General features: G+C 40.6%; 16 protein-coding genes. 10 read left to right on the top strand and 6 right to left on the bottom strand.

The annotated features are described in order from the left end of the window. Nucleotides 1–26 precede the first annotated feature (26 nt). The 6 genes from OKW21_RS10205 to OKW21_RS10230 form a co-directional block, all read right to left on the bottom strand. Complete coding sequence (locus OKW21_RS10205; protein ID WP_277479317.1) at nt 27–1,715, bottom strand: type ISP restriction/modification enzyme; 1,689 nt, start codon at nt 1,713–1,715, stop codon at nt 27–29. 103 nt (nt 1,716–1,818) lie between these two features. Beyond that, the gene (locus OKW21_RS10210) at nt 1,819–2,799 is read right to left on the bottom strand and encodes a hypothetical protein (protein ID WP_277479318.1); all 981 of its coding nucleotides are present in this window, start codon (nt 2,797–2,799) and stop codon (nt 1,819–1,821) included. 96 nt (nt 2,800–2,895) lie between these two features. Beyond that, nucleotides 2,896–3,294: a hypothetical protein gene (locus tag OKW21_RS10215; protein WP_277479319.1), complete on the bottom strand. Its 399-nt coding sequence runs from the start codon at nt 3,292–3,294 to the stop codon at nt 2,896–2,898. 114 nt (nt 3,295–3,408) lie between these two features. Further along, nucleotides 3,409–4,071: an SDR family NAD(P)-dependent oxidoreductase gene (locus OKW21_RS10220; RefSeq protein WP_277479320.1), complete on the bottom strand. Its 663-nt coding sequence runs from the start codon at nt 4,069–4,071 to the stop codon at nt 3,409–3,411. 134 nt (nt 4,072–4,205) lie between these two features. Then, nucleotides 4,206–5,042, bottom strand: coding sequence for an alpha/beta hydrolase (locus OKW21_RS10225; RefSeq protein ID WP_338130040.1), 837 nt, complete (start codon nt 5,040–5,042; stop codon nt 4,206–4,208). A gap of 416 nt (nt 5,043–5,458) precedes the next feature. Continuing rightward, on the bottom strand, nt 5,459–6,103 hold the full coding sequence (locus OKW21_RS10230) for a PQLLE family protein (RefSeq protein ID WP_277479321.1): 645 nt from the start codon (nt 6,101–6,103) through the stop codon (nt 5,459–5,461). Nucleotides 6,104–7,282: 1,179 nt separating this feature from the next. Between OKW21_RS10230 and OKW21_RS10235 the strand changes: the two genes are divergently transcribed. From OKW21_RS10235 to OKW21_RS10280, 10 genes are all read left to right on the top strand, one after another. Then, entirely contained in the window at nt 7,283–7,873 is a 591-nt protein-coding gene (locus tag OKW21_RS10235; protein ID WP_277479322.1) for a Crp/Fnr family transcriptional regulator, read from the top strand. 79 nt (nt 7,874–7,952) lie between these two features. After that, nucleotides 7,953–9,428: a nitrilase-related carbon-nitrogen hydrolase gene (locus OKW21_RS10240; RefSeq protein WP_277479323.1), complete on the top strand. Its 1,476-nt coding sequence runs from the start codon at nt 7,953–7,955 to the stop codon at nt 9,426–9,428. A 351-nt stretch (nt 9,429–9,779) separates the two neighbouring features. Beyond that, nucleotides 9,780–10,271: a hypothetical protein gene (locus tag OKW21_RS10245; protein ID WP_277479324.1), complete on the top strand. Its 492-nt coding sequence runs from the start codon at nt 9,780–9,782 to the stop codon at nt 10,269–10,271. Next, nucleotides 10,261–10,833, top strand: coding sequence for a Crp/Fnr family transcriptional regulator (locus OKW21_RS10250; protein ID WP_277479325.1), 573 nt, complete (start codon nt 10,261–10,263; stop codon nt 10,831–10,833). The genes OKW21_RS10245 and OKW21_RS10250 overlap by 11 nt, the downstream gene beginning before the upstream one ends. Before the next feature lie 84 nt (nt 10,834–10,917). Further along, on the top strand, nt 10,918–11,985 hold the full coding sequence (locus OKW21_RS10255; protein ID WP_277479326.1) for an Atu2307/SP_0267 family LLM class monooxygenase: 1,068 nt from the start codon (nt 10,918–10,920) through the stop codon (nt 11,983–11,985). Between the two features lie 156 nt (nt 11,986–12,141). Then, the gene (locus tag OKW21_RS10260) at nt 12,142–12,723 is read left to right on the top strand and encodes a peroxiredoxin-like family protein (protein WP_277479327.1); all 582 of its coding nucleotides are present in this window, start codon (nt 12,142–12,144) and stop codon (nt 12,721–12,723) included. Between the two features lie 23 nt (nt 12,724–12,746). Continuing rightward, entirely contained in the window at nt 12,747–13,853 is a 1,107-nt protein-coding gene (locus OKW21_RS10265) for an ISAs1 family transposase (RefSeq protein ID WP_277478228.1), read from the top strand. A 152-nt stretch (nt 13,854–14,005) separates the two neighbouring features. After that, the gene (locus tag OKW21_RS10270; protein ID WP_277479328.1) at nt 14,006–14,167 is read left to right on the top strand and encodes a hypothetical protein; all 162 of its coding nucleotides are present in this window, start codon (nt 14,006–14,008) and stop codon (nt 14,165–14,167) included. 79 nt (nt 14,168–14,246) lie between these two features. Further along, complete coding sequence (locus tag OKW21_RS10275) at nt 14,247–14,621, top strand: DoxX family protein (RefSeq protein ID WP_277479329.1); 375 nt, start codon at nt 14,247–14,249, stop codon at nt 14,619–14,621. A gap of 68 nt (nt 14,622–14,689) precedes the next feature. Continuing rightward, nucleotides 14,690–15,415, top strand: a complete 726-nt coding sequence (locus tag OKW21_RS10280; protein ID WP_338130115.1) for an SDR family oxidoreductase — start codon at nt 14,690–14,692, stop codon at nt 15,413–15,415. The last annotated feature ends 196 nt before the right edge of the window (nt 15,416–15,611 follow it).

The following is a 15,611-nucleotide window of genomic DNA, read 5'->3' on the forward strand; positions in this document are numbered from 1 at the left end:
GCAGTTAGTATGAAAATAATTTTAGCCTACAAAGAAGGCTGGCGAGAAGCATCTTTCATCTCTTCAGCAATATAGACAAGCTGGACTGAAAGACTACATAAATGTTTAATTTGCTCAATGATTTCGGAAGGCTCATCAAGTATAGGCAGGTTGAATTGAGATTGATTTTTCTTCTTTTTACGCTGCCATTTAAGGAGGTACTCTAAATAGTGTGCAAAAGGGTAGCGCCCATCAAATTGATACTTCCAGACCTGATTCGGGATATTACTTAACGTAACTGATTTGTTCTGCTCTGTTAATATGATAAGCCCTCTTTCTACATCAAACTGATAACTAAAATATTTGCTGATTTTCTTTTCGTGTATTTCTTCCTTCATTTGTATCGCTGAAGGTATGCTGCTTTTATTGTGTTCAGTAGTGTGGGCTACAAATATTAGTTTTCCCCATGCTACCCACTGCCTGAAACCGGGGTACAAGGGGACTCTGGGAAGCTCTTTCTCTAAAAATTCCTGATATTTATGAGGGTATTCAGGATCATGTAAGACGGCAAAGGTATAGTAAAAAATGTTTTCTTTATTGACCGCTTCTGCATCTTTTTTGGCATCGTCATGCGCACGTGTGAGTATCGCAAGCTGATCTTTGAGCTCTTCTATGTAGGCTTTTACCTTTTGATAAATTACTTTTCTTTCAATCGCATCTCTTTCAAGGCGAAGCACTTTTCTCTTGAACTCATCAATTTTTTTGTAGGGTGGGGTAAGTAATTCTACATCAGAAGTAAAGTGGCGTGCTTCTTCTAACAAGTTATTGATTTGTGTTGGATATTTACTGATCACCGGGAGGTCACGGCTCACGCTTTCAATCTTATCAAGGGTTTGTGTAATACCTTCAGGCGGGAAAACAATGAAAGTCTGGTTGTGGGCTTTGGTTTTTTTTTGATAGTGTTCTTTGAAGTTTTTTAAAGTACTATCGCTAATATTTAGCGATGAGGGACCGCTCAGATGCTGACTGTTCAATGGAAAAACAAAAAACTTGTTCCAAAATTTGCTGCCCCACAGATTGACCAGCGGGTATACGTATTGATGTCGTTGACTATATGCTATTGCTGGAATACCTGTATTTTCCTCAGCAATCAGCTTTTCTTCCACATAAGCAAAAACTGAGACATAAGGTTCAAGCTCAATTTTTTTGATTTTTTGTTTGTCAAAAGTCAGCGTGACTCCTTCTTCAGCCATATTGAGTAAATGAGCAGGCCAGTTTATCAAAGGGTCGGAAACATCATTTTTTTTGTGGAGCTTCGCATATTGCCTGAGCACAAATTTAACCTTTTTTTCAAGCAGTTTAGGGTTGATATCAGTAAACCAGGCCTCCATCAGGCGTGCACTTCCCTTTTGGTAGCTGTCAAATATGGACGATTTCTGATCGTAAATAGCAAGATGTTGAAAAAAATCGCTTTCCGGTAAACCTAACCAATAATCCTGTTGATCGGTATAAACGTTTTGCCATTTTAGCTCTTCAAAATCTTTTGTTTCCTCCTGGTTAAATTTTAGGAGGGAAACATCAGTATGTTGAATGTTGGTAGTTTTTGTAGCTTTTGCCTTTTTGATGAGGTACAGCACAGCCAGTCCATCATCTTCATTTTTCAATTCAAGAATGTATATTTCCTGAAAAATATATTCCAGAAATCGTCTGAAATCACTGTGTTTTGAATCGCTCAAAAAATATCCGGGCAATAAACACATTATGATTCCTTGCTCACCCAGGTGGTTTGCAGACCATAAAATTAGTCTTTCCTTTTCTCCTGAAACTTTAGTTTCCAGCTTAAGCTCTTTTTTTAGATTTTAAAATTTGCTGGTCCAGGATGGGAATAGCCTTTTTAATATAAGGGTAAGGATGAGGTAGCCTGAGGTCAAGACAGATAGCGGTAAAGTCATGATCATTTAGCTGTGTTGCGACTACTTGTTTACCCTCTTTTTCAGTAAATAAGTTCGTTTGATGCCCCAGGCCTTGTACATTCAACGGATCCTGCCATTGGGCAGGAAGATGAATTTCACTTTCAGTTTCATGAGCAGATTCGGAAAAACACTTTTGCAGGTAATCAAACAAATCAGTAAAACAGTAAAGACTTCTTTTTTGCTTTACTTCTTCCTGTACATCCTCCTCTACAACCGATAGCAAACTTTTCTCCCAATAGCTTTCCTTAGTATTGATGAACAGAATTTCAATATCTTTATCGTTTATGCTTTTGCCAAGCTTCCGTTTAAGCAGATAATTATTTAACTGATGAAGTTTTGAAATTGCTTCCTGAGAGAGGAGAGGGGGGAAAGTAGCGTATCTGAGGTAATGCCAAGTCGCCTGCTGTATTTCAAGCGGAAAAGCGGAGATCCCTTTATTGATAAAATTATCTCCCAAAGTATTGCGTTGAGAACTTTTTTTCAGATGCTGAATGATATCCTTCAAACTATATAAGGCAGGGGCATTCCTAATCTTCTCCCATTTAGCTTCGTCCTCTAAAAATGAAAACAGGAAAGCGTCAGCAAGAATAATGTGTATGTCTTTTTCATCAAGTTTTGCCGACAAACAGGCTCTGACTTGATCTGTAAAATGTACAAGAAGGGATTGAAAAGGTCTGGACTGTGCTTTTTCCTTTTCAATGTACTTAGTGACTGAATGATTAAGTTGATTGTACTCATTTTTCCATCCGTCAAGCTTTTTTTGTAAGCCGTGTAATGATTCCTCGTCCAGTGCGTATGCAATCCGGAGTTGGTTAAGAAAAGCAATGTGTCTTTTATCTAAAGGCATGTTGAGCAGAGACAAGCGTAGGAATAGCTCAAGAAAATGAGATAATAGGAATAAAAAAAGTTCGGCCATTAAGCCGAACTGATCAATTAAATTATCTTAAGAGGGATTATTGCCATTCATGCCAAGTTTTTCTTCAGCATGTTTGCGTGCTTCTTCCATCTCTGATTCTAAGTCAAAGTGTCCGTTTTCAGTCAAAAAAAAACTACTGATTCTATCTCTCAGCTTGTCGCCAGACTCCGGCGCCAGCAATAAGGCCATGATGCCCCCGGCAATTAAACCACCTGCCAGACCGGCAAAAATAGCAGTGTTGTCATCAGTCTGCTTTCTTTTTGGTTTCAGCAGTAAATGCTGTTGTTCTAAAAGTTTTTCTTTCAAGACTTTATTCATGGCCAGTGCTGAACCGGTCACGTAGCTTATTGTTTTAAGGGCTTCTAAAGAAGGAAACTTTTTTTTCTTCTTTTTGCCGAATGTAAAGTTACTGCTTCCAAATTTCATAGATGAAAAAGTTTAATGGTTTAAAATGTATTCTTTAAATGTAATTTACGATGATTATAAAGATATACAAACGATATCCGAAGGCTGATGTTATGCCTGTTTGAAATAACTGTGTCAATAAATGATCTCAGGCTCTGCATCACTTAGAGCCTGCTCATTAAGTTTCCAGAATTGCGCAGCTACAGCATCAGGATGATACTTTTCATCACTTTTTTGTACAATGCCGTTGACTGTGACAGTAGCCACATGAATGTTAAGCGGCTTGAGCTGTTCATGAAGGCTATAAGCCAGGTTACGGAGACCAGCTTTACCAATTGCTAATGATCCGTAGCTTGGATTAGGATGTATAGACAATCCTCCACCTGTAAAAAATATTTTGCCTTTGCCTGAGTTTTCCATCTCCTGGCTAACTGTACGGCTCGCGATAAGGGCGCCCAAGGTATTAACCCTGAAATCCATCATAAGGTCATCTTCATCCATGGTCATCAGATCCACTTCCCTAACGGCGGCAGCATTGTATACCAGCACTTCAGTGGGGCCTAATGATTCACGAATATATGCAAGGCAGGAGATAAGTTGTTGACTGTCAGATACATCAGCGATGTAATAATAGGCTTCAACCTTGTCCCGCTGCAATTTTTTCTGGTATTGACTTAGTTTTTCATCAGATCTGGAAATCATAGCGATGGTAAAGCCCTGATGACCAAATTTACTTGCAATAGACATGCTGATGCCTTCTCCCATGCCTACAATTGTAAGAATCTTGCTGCTAGCCATATAGTTAAGTATGCATTTTCCCTAAAATAACTTAAAAAGAGTGCTAAAGTTATAGGCCCAAGAGAAGGAATACTTTGCTTTATTGCTGGCAATAATAACAATATCCTGGTTCTACCACATTGATCAAAATCTGGCTATCCACTTGGCTTACTATTAAAAAAGTTACTGAAAAAAAGAAATTGGTACTGAACAGCATTGTCCCAGTAAGCCCAATTATGTTTTCCTGGCCTTTCTATATAATCATGGGGTATATCGTTTTCCAGGAGTTTATGATGGAGACGCCGATTAATTTCAAAAAAGAAATCATCAACCCCACAATCTATGATTATTTTCAACTGAGCTGACTTGATCAGGTCAATCATATTGATCACGGATAGAGAATCCCATCGGGCCGGATATTTTGAATAAGGCCCAAGTTTCTCATCTATTTCCCAGCCGTTGATGTCATAAGTAAGATCAACGCCCCCGCTCATGCTTCCCGCGGCACCAAAGGTTTGCTGATGCCTGATGCCCAGAAACAAGCCTCCATGACCTCCCATACTTAATCCGGTAATTGCTCTGCTGTTTGCTTCCGGTATTGTGCGATAGGCGGAATCCACAAAGTGAACCACCTCATTTGCGATATGGGTTTCGTACTGACTCTGAGGGTCAATAGGGCTATCAATATACCAGCTATTATAACCTCCATCCGGCATCACAACGATGAGCTGGTACTGATCCGCCAGGGAAGGCACTACACTTGCTTTGGTAGTCCAGCCTGCGTAACTGTCACTATAGCCATGCAGAAGGTAAACAGTAGGGTAATGATCAGTAGATTCTGCATATCCCTCAGGGGTGATGACAATGGCTGGAATGTTTTTGTTCATCGCCTCACTATAAATCTCCACTGTATCAATCTGCGCAGCATGTAAAGTGCTAAGCTGGGTGAGTAGTATAAAACTTCCTAGCAGACAGCGAGTCATTTTGTGCATATCCTTTTTTTGCTGTCAATTTAAAGGCTTTTCATTCAATATGGTAGAAAAATGCAATATCTCTTATCCATTGCTTAGTACACTGTAAACTAAATTATACGATATTTTCCATTTGTGTTACATGGCAGTTGTCATTCAGTCGGACGGCCGATGCCGAGGAATCGCAGCGCTCCACGCCGGACGGCGAACCGCCTTTTTAAGACTTTCAAAGATATAGCTAAAGAACCTTCATGCGCTAAGTGCGATGGAGTAGCTTGAAATTTTTCTTCAAACTATTAACAAGATCCCTCCTGGAAGACAAAGCTAAAAATACTGTGTAATTTAGTTTACAAACCACTTTGCCTTCAAACCTAAGCCTATGAGGGGAGAGAGTATAGCCCTATCTTGGTGCCTCAGGGCTAGGGATACTTTGGTGTTCACTTTCCCTTCACCGTCTTGCCCAGGGCTTCCAGGTACTGGGGACTGTCTTTGAGGGCCAGCTTTGCCACGTACATAAATTCCCTCATCCACTGGTCTAGCTCGCGGCTATATTGATCACGTTTTTGCGTAGCCTCTTGTGCGCGTGAGCGGCTCAGTGACTGCTGCACCCGATAGTCCTCAATCGCCTCTATCATGGCGATGGTTTGGTCTACCTCCGACCGGCTGATGTTGTATTTCTTCAGGATGTCGGCCGCCCTATCGTAATGATAGTAGAAAGCCTTCACCTGTCCCAGCCATTCGGGCAGCGATAGTTTACGCGGGCCTTCTATTTTGAGCAGGTCCCAAAGATCGCTACGGCCTTCCAGGGCTATCCGGGCTACTTTCCGGTGCTTCAAATAGCGGGTATTCACCTCACGGCGGGCCTCTTTCATGTCCCGGGTTGCCTTTTTCTGACCGCCCAGATGTTCAAAGTAAAGTGAATCCCACTTTTCAACCTCTCCCAGCAGGTTATCTGCTATGCCCAGTTTGGCCTCATCGTAGCCAAAGCCCTGCATGGAGGATTGAATCTCCGCATGTTGGCGGGTAGCTTCCAGGGAAGTCTGTACCCAACCTTTTTTGTAGTCTTTCTTATTTCGTATCATAGACTGTTGTATGAATTAATAAAGCTGTTGCGGCTCTTTAACACGGGTATAAAGGGGATAGAAGGGCACTCCTTCCTTTTTTTTCCACCAAGCCGGCACAGCATTGAACAACTGCTCAACAAGTCAAAGCTAATTAATAAAATATAATTATATTTTTAAAAAATATAAATAAAATAACTTAACGCTTTAATGAATTTACTTTCTTACATCAGGGCATTGGGGAGCGGAATCAAGGTTTAGTCTTTTGTACAAAAGACAGATCAGTACTGATCTATGACTTGTACGGCCAAAAAACTTGTAGATCAGCACTGATCTATTACATGCGCGGTGAAAAAACTTACAGATCAGTATTGATCTATTACATAGACCGTGCGCCAATGGACAGATCAGACTTGATATATACGTTGGACGACAAAATAACTTATAGATCACTACCGATCTATGCGTTGAACTACCAAATAAACCATAGATGAGTACCGATCTATATGTTGAACCAGCGGAATAAGTATAGAAGGGAAAGTTTCTATAGGTCGGAGTATAGAAAAAAATAGGTATAGGCTTTATATCAGCTTTTGTCATGCTTTGAAAAGTCAACCCTCCTCAGAGTTCCTTACAGGTAACTGAGGGAGGAGGAAGCTGGTAATTCAGTGTCCTCTGCGACAGTTCCACTACGGGGTAACTCTAAGTGAGGCAGAGAAACCCTTTGTTATCGGAGTCATTCCGGAGCTTGTGAAACTTGCAAAGGAATCTTTACCACCTTGTAAGAAGTACAGCCCTGCTGCATGGCCGCCACGGAGTGGTAAAGCCTTCCTGGCCGGACCCTCCAGGCCGGACCTTCCAGGCCGGAATCCCTACGGGGTGACTGAAAGGTTTGTTGCTTTATTTTGTTTCTTGTCCCTTAACTCCCGGCAAACCTCAAGAAAGAAAATTCAGGCATGAACAAATGAGGAAGGTTAAGGCATCCCGGGCAGCTTCTGTTTAGGCCCCCTCTAGCGCGCATCTTCCTGCTGGGGTAACGCGCTTGCATGATGCGTGCTTCAAGTCAACGGGCGTAAAATCACAATTATTTTACATAAAAACCTATAAAAATTAAATATAAAGTCTTTACATTAGATGAGGTATTGCGGATAAAATGCACTGTGCACTTTATACAGATGTTGTAGCAAATAAAAGATAATCATGAATTTCGAACAGATTAAAGAACGAACAAGACCCATAGTCAACAAAATGTCACCTGTATCGGAGGGGTCATTAGATCTGATGAGTGACTTGATTTTAGTTGAAGTTTATGAAAAAGGTGATGTGTTTATTGATAGAGGGAAAAAAAATAACAAGGAATACTTTGTTTATGAAGGCGTCTGCCGGAGCTTTTTGCTAAGCCCGGAAGGTGAGGAAATAACTATATCTTATTTTCTTGAAGGCAGTGTACTCTCTCCGAATAAAACGAGAACAGCTAATCAAATATCTCACCTCAATTTTCAAGCGCTTACAAAGCTAACCGTAGCTAGTTTAAACGCTGACAAGTTTGAGCAGCTAATGATAAATCACATTGACATACGCGAGTTTGGAAATATGGTTTTACAAAATGAACTCCTTGCAAAAGTTGAAAAAGAAATTGCCCTCGCCTCGCTGAACGGGAGAGAAAGGCTCATTCTTTTTAGAGAAAAATATCACTTTCTGGAAAATCTAATCTCACATGTTGACATTGCCTCCTATCTGGGAATTACAAATATTTCCCTAAGCAGGCTCCGTAAAGGACTCTTGGAGTAAAAGATCATCCTTTAACAAATGTTAATGGATTCGAAATCCGCATCATCGATCTTTGTTGTCAACTTAAAAACAAAGAAGGATGCAAGAATTATCAAGTACCCCCGCACAAGGATCTTATGTAGATAAAATTAATCCACTTTGGTATCTCGCAATTGGAGTAGTTACCATGGCCCTAACTCACATGACCTTTAGTATTGAAGTCATGGCTTGGGTTTCAAGTGTTCCATTTTTAATTTATCTAAGTCTCACACTAGGTTGGAAGTCAAGATTAACCTTTTTTCTCGCTTTAGTTTTGGCTTGGTCCTTTGTAGTAACGAAGATTATCAGCGATCCAATTCCATTGGTGCTGGTCTTCCTCTACTCGATCCCAATAAGTTTATTTCACCTGCCGGGATACTTGATCTGGAGTAAATTTAAAAATCAAAAATATGCACTGTTTCTATTTCCTGTCATCATGGTTATTATGGAATGGATTCAATACACTTTTACACCTATTGCCAGTTGGGGAGTAGCAGCATATACCATGCACGATAATGTATCGCTTATTCAAACAGTATCCCTGTTTGGGATGGCCGGTCTAAGCTTTCTGATTTATTGGGTTAATGTCTCAATTGCCAATATCATAATCAAAAGAAAAATCTCTATTCCAACATTTCAGCTCCCGTTAATTGTGCTGTTCCTTTTAATTGTTTTTGGCTCCATCCGATACGACATGAGCAAAGCCAATGGTATTGACACTGTAATTGTTGCAGCAGCTGGAACAGACTCGGAGGCAAGTGGTTTACCATTGCCAACTAAGGAAAGAACTGAACAGACTAAAACGGCATTATTTAAACGAACCAAAACTGCAGCGGACGGTGGTGCTAAAATAATATCATGGAACGAAGCCGCTATATTTATAATGCCTGAAGATGAGAAGGAATGGATTAACTCCATCAAGGAACTAGCTGCTGAACTCAATATCACTTTGGTAGCTTCTTATGTGTCACCCATTTCACAATCTCCCTTGAGATATGAGAACAAGTACCAGTTTATCGATTCGTCAGGAAACATTACGCATACATACCTCAAGCATCAACCCGTACCCGGAGAACCTGCAGTACAGGGAAAGTCACCTTTAAAAGTGGCTGATATAACAGGAACAAAAGTCGGAGCCGCAATTTGCTATGATTATGATTTTCCATATCTGGCAAAAGGGTATGGTGAATTAGGAGCAGATATGGTTATTCTTCCGTCAAGTGATTGGAGAGGCATTGACCCTGTTCATACAGAAATGGCAGCCTTTAGAGCAGTTGAGCAAGGTCACTCGGTACTTCGTTCAACGCGTTTTGGGCTCTCCGCAGCAATTACACCATACGGTGAAATGGTTTCACAAATGAGCAGTTTTGACAATAATGATAAAATCATGTATTCACAACTGCCTACCAAAGGTGTCACTACATTATACTCAGTTATTCAAGATAGTTTCGTCTACCTGTGTATTGGATTCTTGCTGTTATTTATTGTGCTTATGGTTCGATCAAATAAAAGTAAATCAACTATTCAGCCATATTAGCTAATTGAATAAATATGTCGATTTATAAAAACCTGTAATTCATTGCAGGTTTTTATGTTTATCATATTTCCCATACTGTTTTTGAGATGAATGCTTTATATTACTTGCTACAACAACACCCCTCTAGCGCGCATCTTCCTGCCGAGGTAGCGCGCTTGCATGATGCGTGCTTCAAGTCATCGGGCGTAAAATCACAATTATTTTACATAAAAACCTATAAAAATTAAATATAAAGTCTTTACATTAGATGAGGTATTGCAGATAAAGTGCACTGTGCACTTTATACAGAAGTTATGCACTAGGTAAAATTTAAAACCATTTTATGATAAAAGCCAGATGATAAAGCTAAGTATGACAATTCTACTTGTTTTGCTACTATCTGCTTCGCATTTGGCTTTTTCACAAAATTTAGAATTAGCAATTGATACATTAAGAATTTCTAGAGTTATTCAGGAGGGAACAGGTGAGATCACCTTTCATGAAGATGGTCCAGTTCTCGAGATGAAAGTGTCGATCTATAATGACGAAGATTCATCAATATCAATTTATCCTAGTGAAGCTAGATATTTGGTCACTTTCAATTATGCTGGAAAGCATTATCAGAAAGAAATATTTCCGCTTGGATTTATGGATAACAAAAAAATTCAGTTGCCACCAAAAGAAAAGATTAAATTTAGAATAGCAGAAAGACTCTTTTATGGAACACCAGTATTTTCGCCAAATAAAACAGATTACTCAACCGATTTATTGAAAGTTCTACCAACTTTAGAGTTTAAGTACATAGACATAAATTTTTCTTTGGTGGCTTCAAAAGCAGAAATTGTAGAATTAATTGAAAATTAAAACCCAGTGCATAACATTCCATAGCCTCTATGCTTCGGCCGATGGCCTCGCCAGCGGCTATGGTAGCCGTTCTATGCCATTAGGAAAATCAAATGCTGTGAAAGAAGTAAAGATCAAAAAAGGACAAATAATTCAGAGAAAAGGAGACTTGAACAGTAAGGTATATCAAGTTGAATCTGGATTGCTACGCAGCTATACCATTGATACCAAAGGCAAGGAACACATCTTCATGTTCGCTCCGGAAGGTTGGATTATTGCCGATAATGTTCCGCCAGAACAGCCATGCGACCTATTCATTGATGCGTTGGAAGATACGATTGTTATTCAAAGAGTAAAAGACTTTGACTCAGAGCTTGAAGCAAAAAAAATAATCAAACGTCTTGGAGTACTTCAGAAACGGGTGATCATGTTGATGAGTGCTCCAGCCATTGAGCGTTACGAACTTTTCATTCAAACCTATCCGGACATTGTCCAAAGAGTACCTCAAAAAATGATCGCATCTTATCTTGGTATCACACCACAGGCACTGAGTACCCTTCGAGCGGAACTCGCTAGGAAATAAACCATCCTTAAGTCATTTATTCATCTACATGAATGCATTTCCACTTTGGATAGCGGAATTTGGTGCATCATAAAACTTGAAAAAATGGAAATAGGAATTGACAGCTTTGCGGGGGCTCATATTGATCCTAAAACAGGAAAAGTTCTGAATCCAGAATTAGAAATTCAGCAACTTTTGGACAGAATGGTCTATGCTGATGAGATGGGGCTTGATTCGTTTGCTATTGGCGAACATTACAGAAAAGAGTTTTTGGACTCAGCCAATATTGTAATCCTTGCCGCAGCGGCCGCACGAACTAAAAGAATAAAGCTAAGCAGCGCGGTGACTGTTTTGAGTTCTGCTGACCCGGTAAGGGTATTTCAAAATTTTGCAACACTCGATCTAATCTCTAATGGTCGGGCCGAAATCGTGGTAGGCAGGGGTTCATTTACAGATTCATTCCCACTATTCGGTTACAACCTGAATGATTATCACGAGTTGTTCGAAGAAAAACTTGAATTACTCTTAAAGTTCCGGGAAGAAGAAGTACTTACCTGGAACGGAAAATTCAGGTCACCTCTTGTTAATCAAGCCGTTTATCCTCGCCCCTTGCAGCAGGAAATCCCAATTTATAGAGGTGTTGGAGGGAGTAGTGAGTCATTTCATAGAGCAGGAAAACTTGGGATGCCATTAATGGCGGCAGTCATCGGAGGACAGACAGAGAGATTCCGGCCAATGATAGATCTCTATCGGCAATCCTATCTTGAGCATGGTCACCCAAAAGAAAAAATGAAAATTGGCCTTCATTCTTTAGGCTTTTTAGATGATGACCATCAGAAGGCACTGGATATCTATTATCCAGGGTATGCAAAGATGTTTAATGATGTCAGCAAGGAAAGAGGGTGGCCACCAGTGACCCGCGAGGGGTACGATCATCAGACTGACAAACGAGGAGCATTAGTGGTTGGTGACCCGATAGAGGTAGCCGACAAAATCTTGCGACACAGTGAAGCATTAGGAGGAATTGACCGCTTTACTTTCAACATGGATAATACCTTCCTCAGTCATGAACAACTGATGCATGCTATCGAACTAATTGGAAAAGAAGTAATCCCAAGAGTAAATGAAGGCATTCAATCAAAAAAGGGAGCCCCAAGTCCTTCCATTTCTTAATCTACATGAATGCATAGGGGTTCATTATTGCTTTAGTTTGAACTAAATGAAAAAATTAAAAATGACGTTTTGCCAGTGCTTGTTTTTTGTGTTCTAATTATTTCGTGCACCAATGAAAAACAAGCAAAGCATAAGGGTAATACAATAAAATTGGATATGAAAAAGGAAAAGCAGACAGAACTTCATTCAAAATTGGAAAAGCTAAAAGCAAATTTTGCGCTAAAAGCTGATGACAACAGAAAAAGAGCCATCGAGGAACTGATAGAAACTGTTGAGAAAAGTGGAAGCACAACTATTGCAAAACAGGTAGGGGCCATAGCACCAGATTTTACGCTAAACAATGCCTTGGGAAAACCGGTGAAATTGTCCGATTATTTAAAAAAAGGAAAAGTAATTTTAACCTGGTACCGTGGCAACTGGTGTCCATTTTGCAATTTGACACTTCATGCATTACAAGAAGAATTATCAAACTTTAAAGCACATGGAGCTAACTTAATTGCATTGACTCCAGAATTGCCTGATGAATCAATTAGTACTTCAGAAAAGCATGGTTTACAATTTGAAGTTTTAAGTGATGTAGGAAATAAAGTTGCCAAAGAGTATGGAATCGTATTTGAACTTACAGATGAAGTGGCAGGAATGTACAATCAGTCATTTGACTTAAATAACCATAACGGAGATGAGTCTAACGAACTTCCATTAGCTGCCAGGTTAAACGCATTAAAAGTACAAGAATAACATGTAAAGCGTAGCTTTGCCGGATGAATTGGCAAAAGTTTTTTGATAGTGTGCCTGATTTCAGGATAAATCGGCGTAAGAAGCACCAATTGGTGGATATTTTAGTGATAGCCTTATGTGCTATTGTAAGCGGGGCTGACGATTTTGAAGAGATTGAGGCTTATGGGAAACGTAAGGAGTCATTCTTAAAGGGGTTTTTAGATTTACCCAATGGTATTCCATCTCATGACACTTTTAATCGGGTGTTCAAATACATGGACAAAAATGCCTTTGGTGAATGTTTGTATAGTTGGTCTAAAGAATTGTTGAGGTTTATTTACAGTCATATCACCCAAATAAATGTGGATGGTAAAGTGCTCCGAGGTACGGCCAAGGCAGGGTTCAAGAAAAGTGGCATCTGTATTATTAGTGCTTGGGTGGCTGAACAGCATCTGGTTCTAGGACAAGAGAAGGTAGATACTAAAAGTAATGAAAAAATGGCTATTCCCGAACTGTTGAAGTCCTTAGCTCTGGAAGGCTGTTTAGTGAGTAGTGATGCGGCAGGCTGTCAAGTAAAGAATGCCGACCTGATTGTTGAAAAGGGTGGAGATTATTTGATAGCCATCAAAAAAGATCATAAGCATATTTATGAGCAGATCACAGATTGGATGGATAGAAGAAAGATATATTTGCCAGTGGATGAGTGGGTAGATTTTGGCAGTGGCAGGATAGAGCGCAGAAACTGCTATGTTGAATCTAACCTTAAATTACTTGATGACTTGTCAGCATGGAAGCACCTAAAGTCAATCGTAATGATAGAAGCCCACAGAGAAAAAAATGGCAAAACGACCTTAGAGAAACGTTTCTATTTGAGTAGCCTGAAAGCCTCTACTAAAGAGTTTAACCAATTAGTCAGAAATCACTGGAGTATCGAAAACCAGCTTCATTGGAAGTTAGATGTTATCTTCCGAGAGGACAGTAGCAGAACTAAATCGGGGAATGCGGCCGAAAATTTGACTACCGCCCGTAAGCTAGCCTTGCAACTTCTCCATCAGATCAAAGATAAAGAAAGTATTAAGAACAGAAGGAAAATAGCAGGGTGGGATGACCATTACCTAATTCGAATCCTCCAGAGATTAAATCAAAATTAAATGCGTTTAACCTGATTAGCTGCTACTTATATAATTAATGAAGAAGGTGAGATTATCTACGCATTCTTGGATGCAGATTACAGGAACAGAGCTGAACCTTCTGAGATTACTAAATTTTTGAAAGAAAATTAACGATTCAGAAGCGAGTGATCATGTTAATGAGTGCGCCTGCTATTGAGCGTAACGAACACTTCATTCAATCCTATCCCGACATTTTCCAGCGAATACCTCAAAGAATGATCGTTTCTTATCTGGGCATAACACCTCAAGCATTAAGTATGCTGAGAGCTGAGATCGCTGGAAACAGTCCTTGATCTTGCATTTGTTAATCTACATGAATGCACAGGGATTGAGAGCGCCCAATCTTTGCATCAAAAATCAAATTTTAGAATTATGAAAACAAAGAACGTTATAGGCTGGGTAATAGCCGTTTTACTATTTGCTGCCTTCTTAATGGCAGGAATTTCCAAAATTAGCGGACAAGAGGAAATGGTCCAGAATTTTCAAAAATGGGGGTTCCCTTTGGCCTTCATGTATTTTGTAGGTGCGTCTGAGATAGTTGGGGCGATTGGGCTACTTATCAAGAAATTTAGGGGATTGGCGGCTATTGGCCTTGTGCTTCTCATGATTGGTGCCATAGGTACACATATCCTCAATAGTGAAGCATTTGTACCTTCCTTGGTATTGCTGCTATTAACCGGCACTCTTCTGTGGGTAAGAAAAAATAAACTGTCCGGACTTATCCCAAAAGCTCAGACTGCAGATTGAAGGGGCTCCATAAAATGAATTAACAACAAAATTTGAAAAACATGAATAGGTTATAACTCAACAACAAAATAGCAGTGATCACTGGTGGAACCACAGGAATCGGTTTCGCCACAGCCAAAAGGTTTGCGGACGAAGGAGCTAAGGTCATTCTCACAGGAACCAATCCCAAGACTCTCGAAGCCGCCAGATCCGAACTGGGGAGTAAGGCGGAAGTCATCGCTTCGGATGCGGCAAACGAGGGCGACATAAAGAGGCTGTTCGAACAAGTGGTCAGCAAGCACGGAAAGATCGATGTTCTGTTCCTCAACGCCGGTATCGCGTGGTTTTCCCCTTGGGAGGAGCACAGTGTAGAGAACTATGACAGGCAATTTGCTATCAACGTGAAGGGACCGTGGCTGTCCATCAAGCACGGTATCTCAGCTCTCAAGGAAGAAGCTTCAATCATCGTTACTACCGCTGTCGCGAATCAGATGGCAATGCCCGGCTCGAGCGTGTATTCAGCGGGCAAAGCTGCGGTTAAGCAGATGGTTCGAGTAGCAGCAGCAGAGCTATCGCCTCGAGGCATCCGCGTCAACGCAGTGAGCCCCGGCCTAATCGAGACGCCCATCTATGAAAAGTTGGGGTCGTCGGATGCTGAAACGGAGCAAAGGCGTGAAGGTGTTCTGACTCAAATCGCCCTTGGGCGGGTTGGTCGAGCCGAAGAGGTTGCCAATGTCGCTCTGTTTCTCGCGAGCGATGAGTCGTCATATATTCAGGGGCAGGAGCTTGTTGTCGATGGTGGTATGACAATCTAATCCGCATCGCAAGATGCGAAGGAGTGTAATGTAGCTAGTGAACTTGTAGGAGTCTCTCAGCTTAAAAATTGCATGGGAATCACCGGTTCACGTGGCTTTGAAGGAAGCCCTTGAAGGTGTGTGTTGTTGTGGCTGGCGGCCAATTAGACCGCAATAGCATGAATCCTTGACACCGAAAAACCGAGGGTTGAGAGTT

This window comes from Catalinimonas alkaloidigena (genome assembly GCF_029504655.1).
Lineage (GTDB): Bacteria > Bacteroidota > Bacteroidia > Cytophagales > Cyclobacteriaceae > Catalinimonas > Catalinimonas alkaloidigena.

Excerpts from the sequence above, each read along its gene's own strand:
- OKW21_RS10210 (WP_277479318.1), bottom strand. The coding sequence starts at position 2,799 with ATGCCTTTAGATAAAAGACACATTGCTTTTCTTAACCAACTCCGGATT.
- OKW21_RS10215 (WP_277479319.1), bottom strand. The coding sequence starts at position 3,294 with ATGAAATTTGGAAGCAGTAACTTTACATTCGGCAAAAAGAAGAAAAAA.
- OKW21_RS10220 (WP_277479320.1), bottom strand. The coding sequence starts at position 4,071 with ATGGCTAGCAGCAAGATTCTTACAATTGTAGGCATGGGAGAAGGCATC.
- OKW21_RS10225 (WP_338130040.1), bottom strand. The coding sequence starts at position 5,042 with ATGCACAAAATGACTCGCTGTCTGCTAGGAAGTTTTATACTACTCACC.
- OKW21_RS10230 (WP_277479321.1), bottom strand. The coding sequence starts at position 6,103 with ATGATACGAAATAAGAAAGACTACAAAAAAGGTTGGGTACAGACTTCC.
- OKW21_RS10235 (WP_277479322.1), top strand. The coding sequence starts at position 7,283 with ATGAATTTCGAACAGATTAAAGAACGAACAAGACCCATAGTCAACAAA.
- OKW21_RS10240 (WP_277479323.1), top strand. The coding sequence starts at position 7,953 with ATGCAAGAATTATCAAGTACCCCCGCACAAGGATCTTATGTAGATAAA.
- OKW21_RS10245 (WP_277479324.1), top strand. The coding sequence starts at position 9,780 with ATGACAATTCTACTTGTTTTGCTACTATCTGCTTCGCATTTGGCTTTT.
- OKW21_RS10255 (WP_277479326.1), top strand. The coding sequence starts at position 10,918 with ATGGAAATAGGAATTGACAGCTTTGCGGGGGCTCATATTGATCCTAAA.
- OKW21_RS10260 (WP_277479327.1), top strand. The coding sequence starts at position 12,142 with ATGAAAAAGGAAAAGCAGACAGAACTTCATTCAAAATTGGAAAAGCTA.
- OKW21_RS10265 (WP_277478228.1), top strand. The coding sequence starts at position 12,747 with ATGAATTGGCAAAAGTTTTTTGATAGTGTGCCTGATTTCAGGATAAAT.
- OKW21_RS10270 (WP_277479328.1), top strand. The coding sequence starts at position 14,006 with ATGTTAATGAGTGCGCCTGCTATTGAGCGTAACGAACACTTCATTCAA.
- OKW21_RS10275 (WP_277479329.1), top strand. The coding sequence starts at position 14,247 with ATGAAAACAAAGAACGTTATAGGCTGGGTAATAGCCGTTTTACTATTT.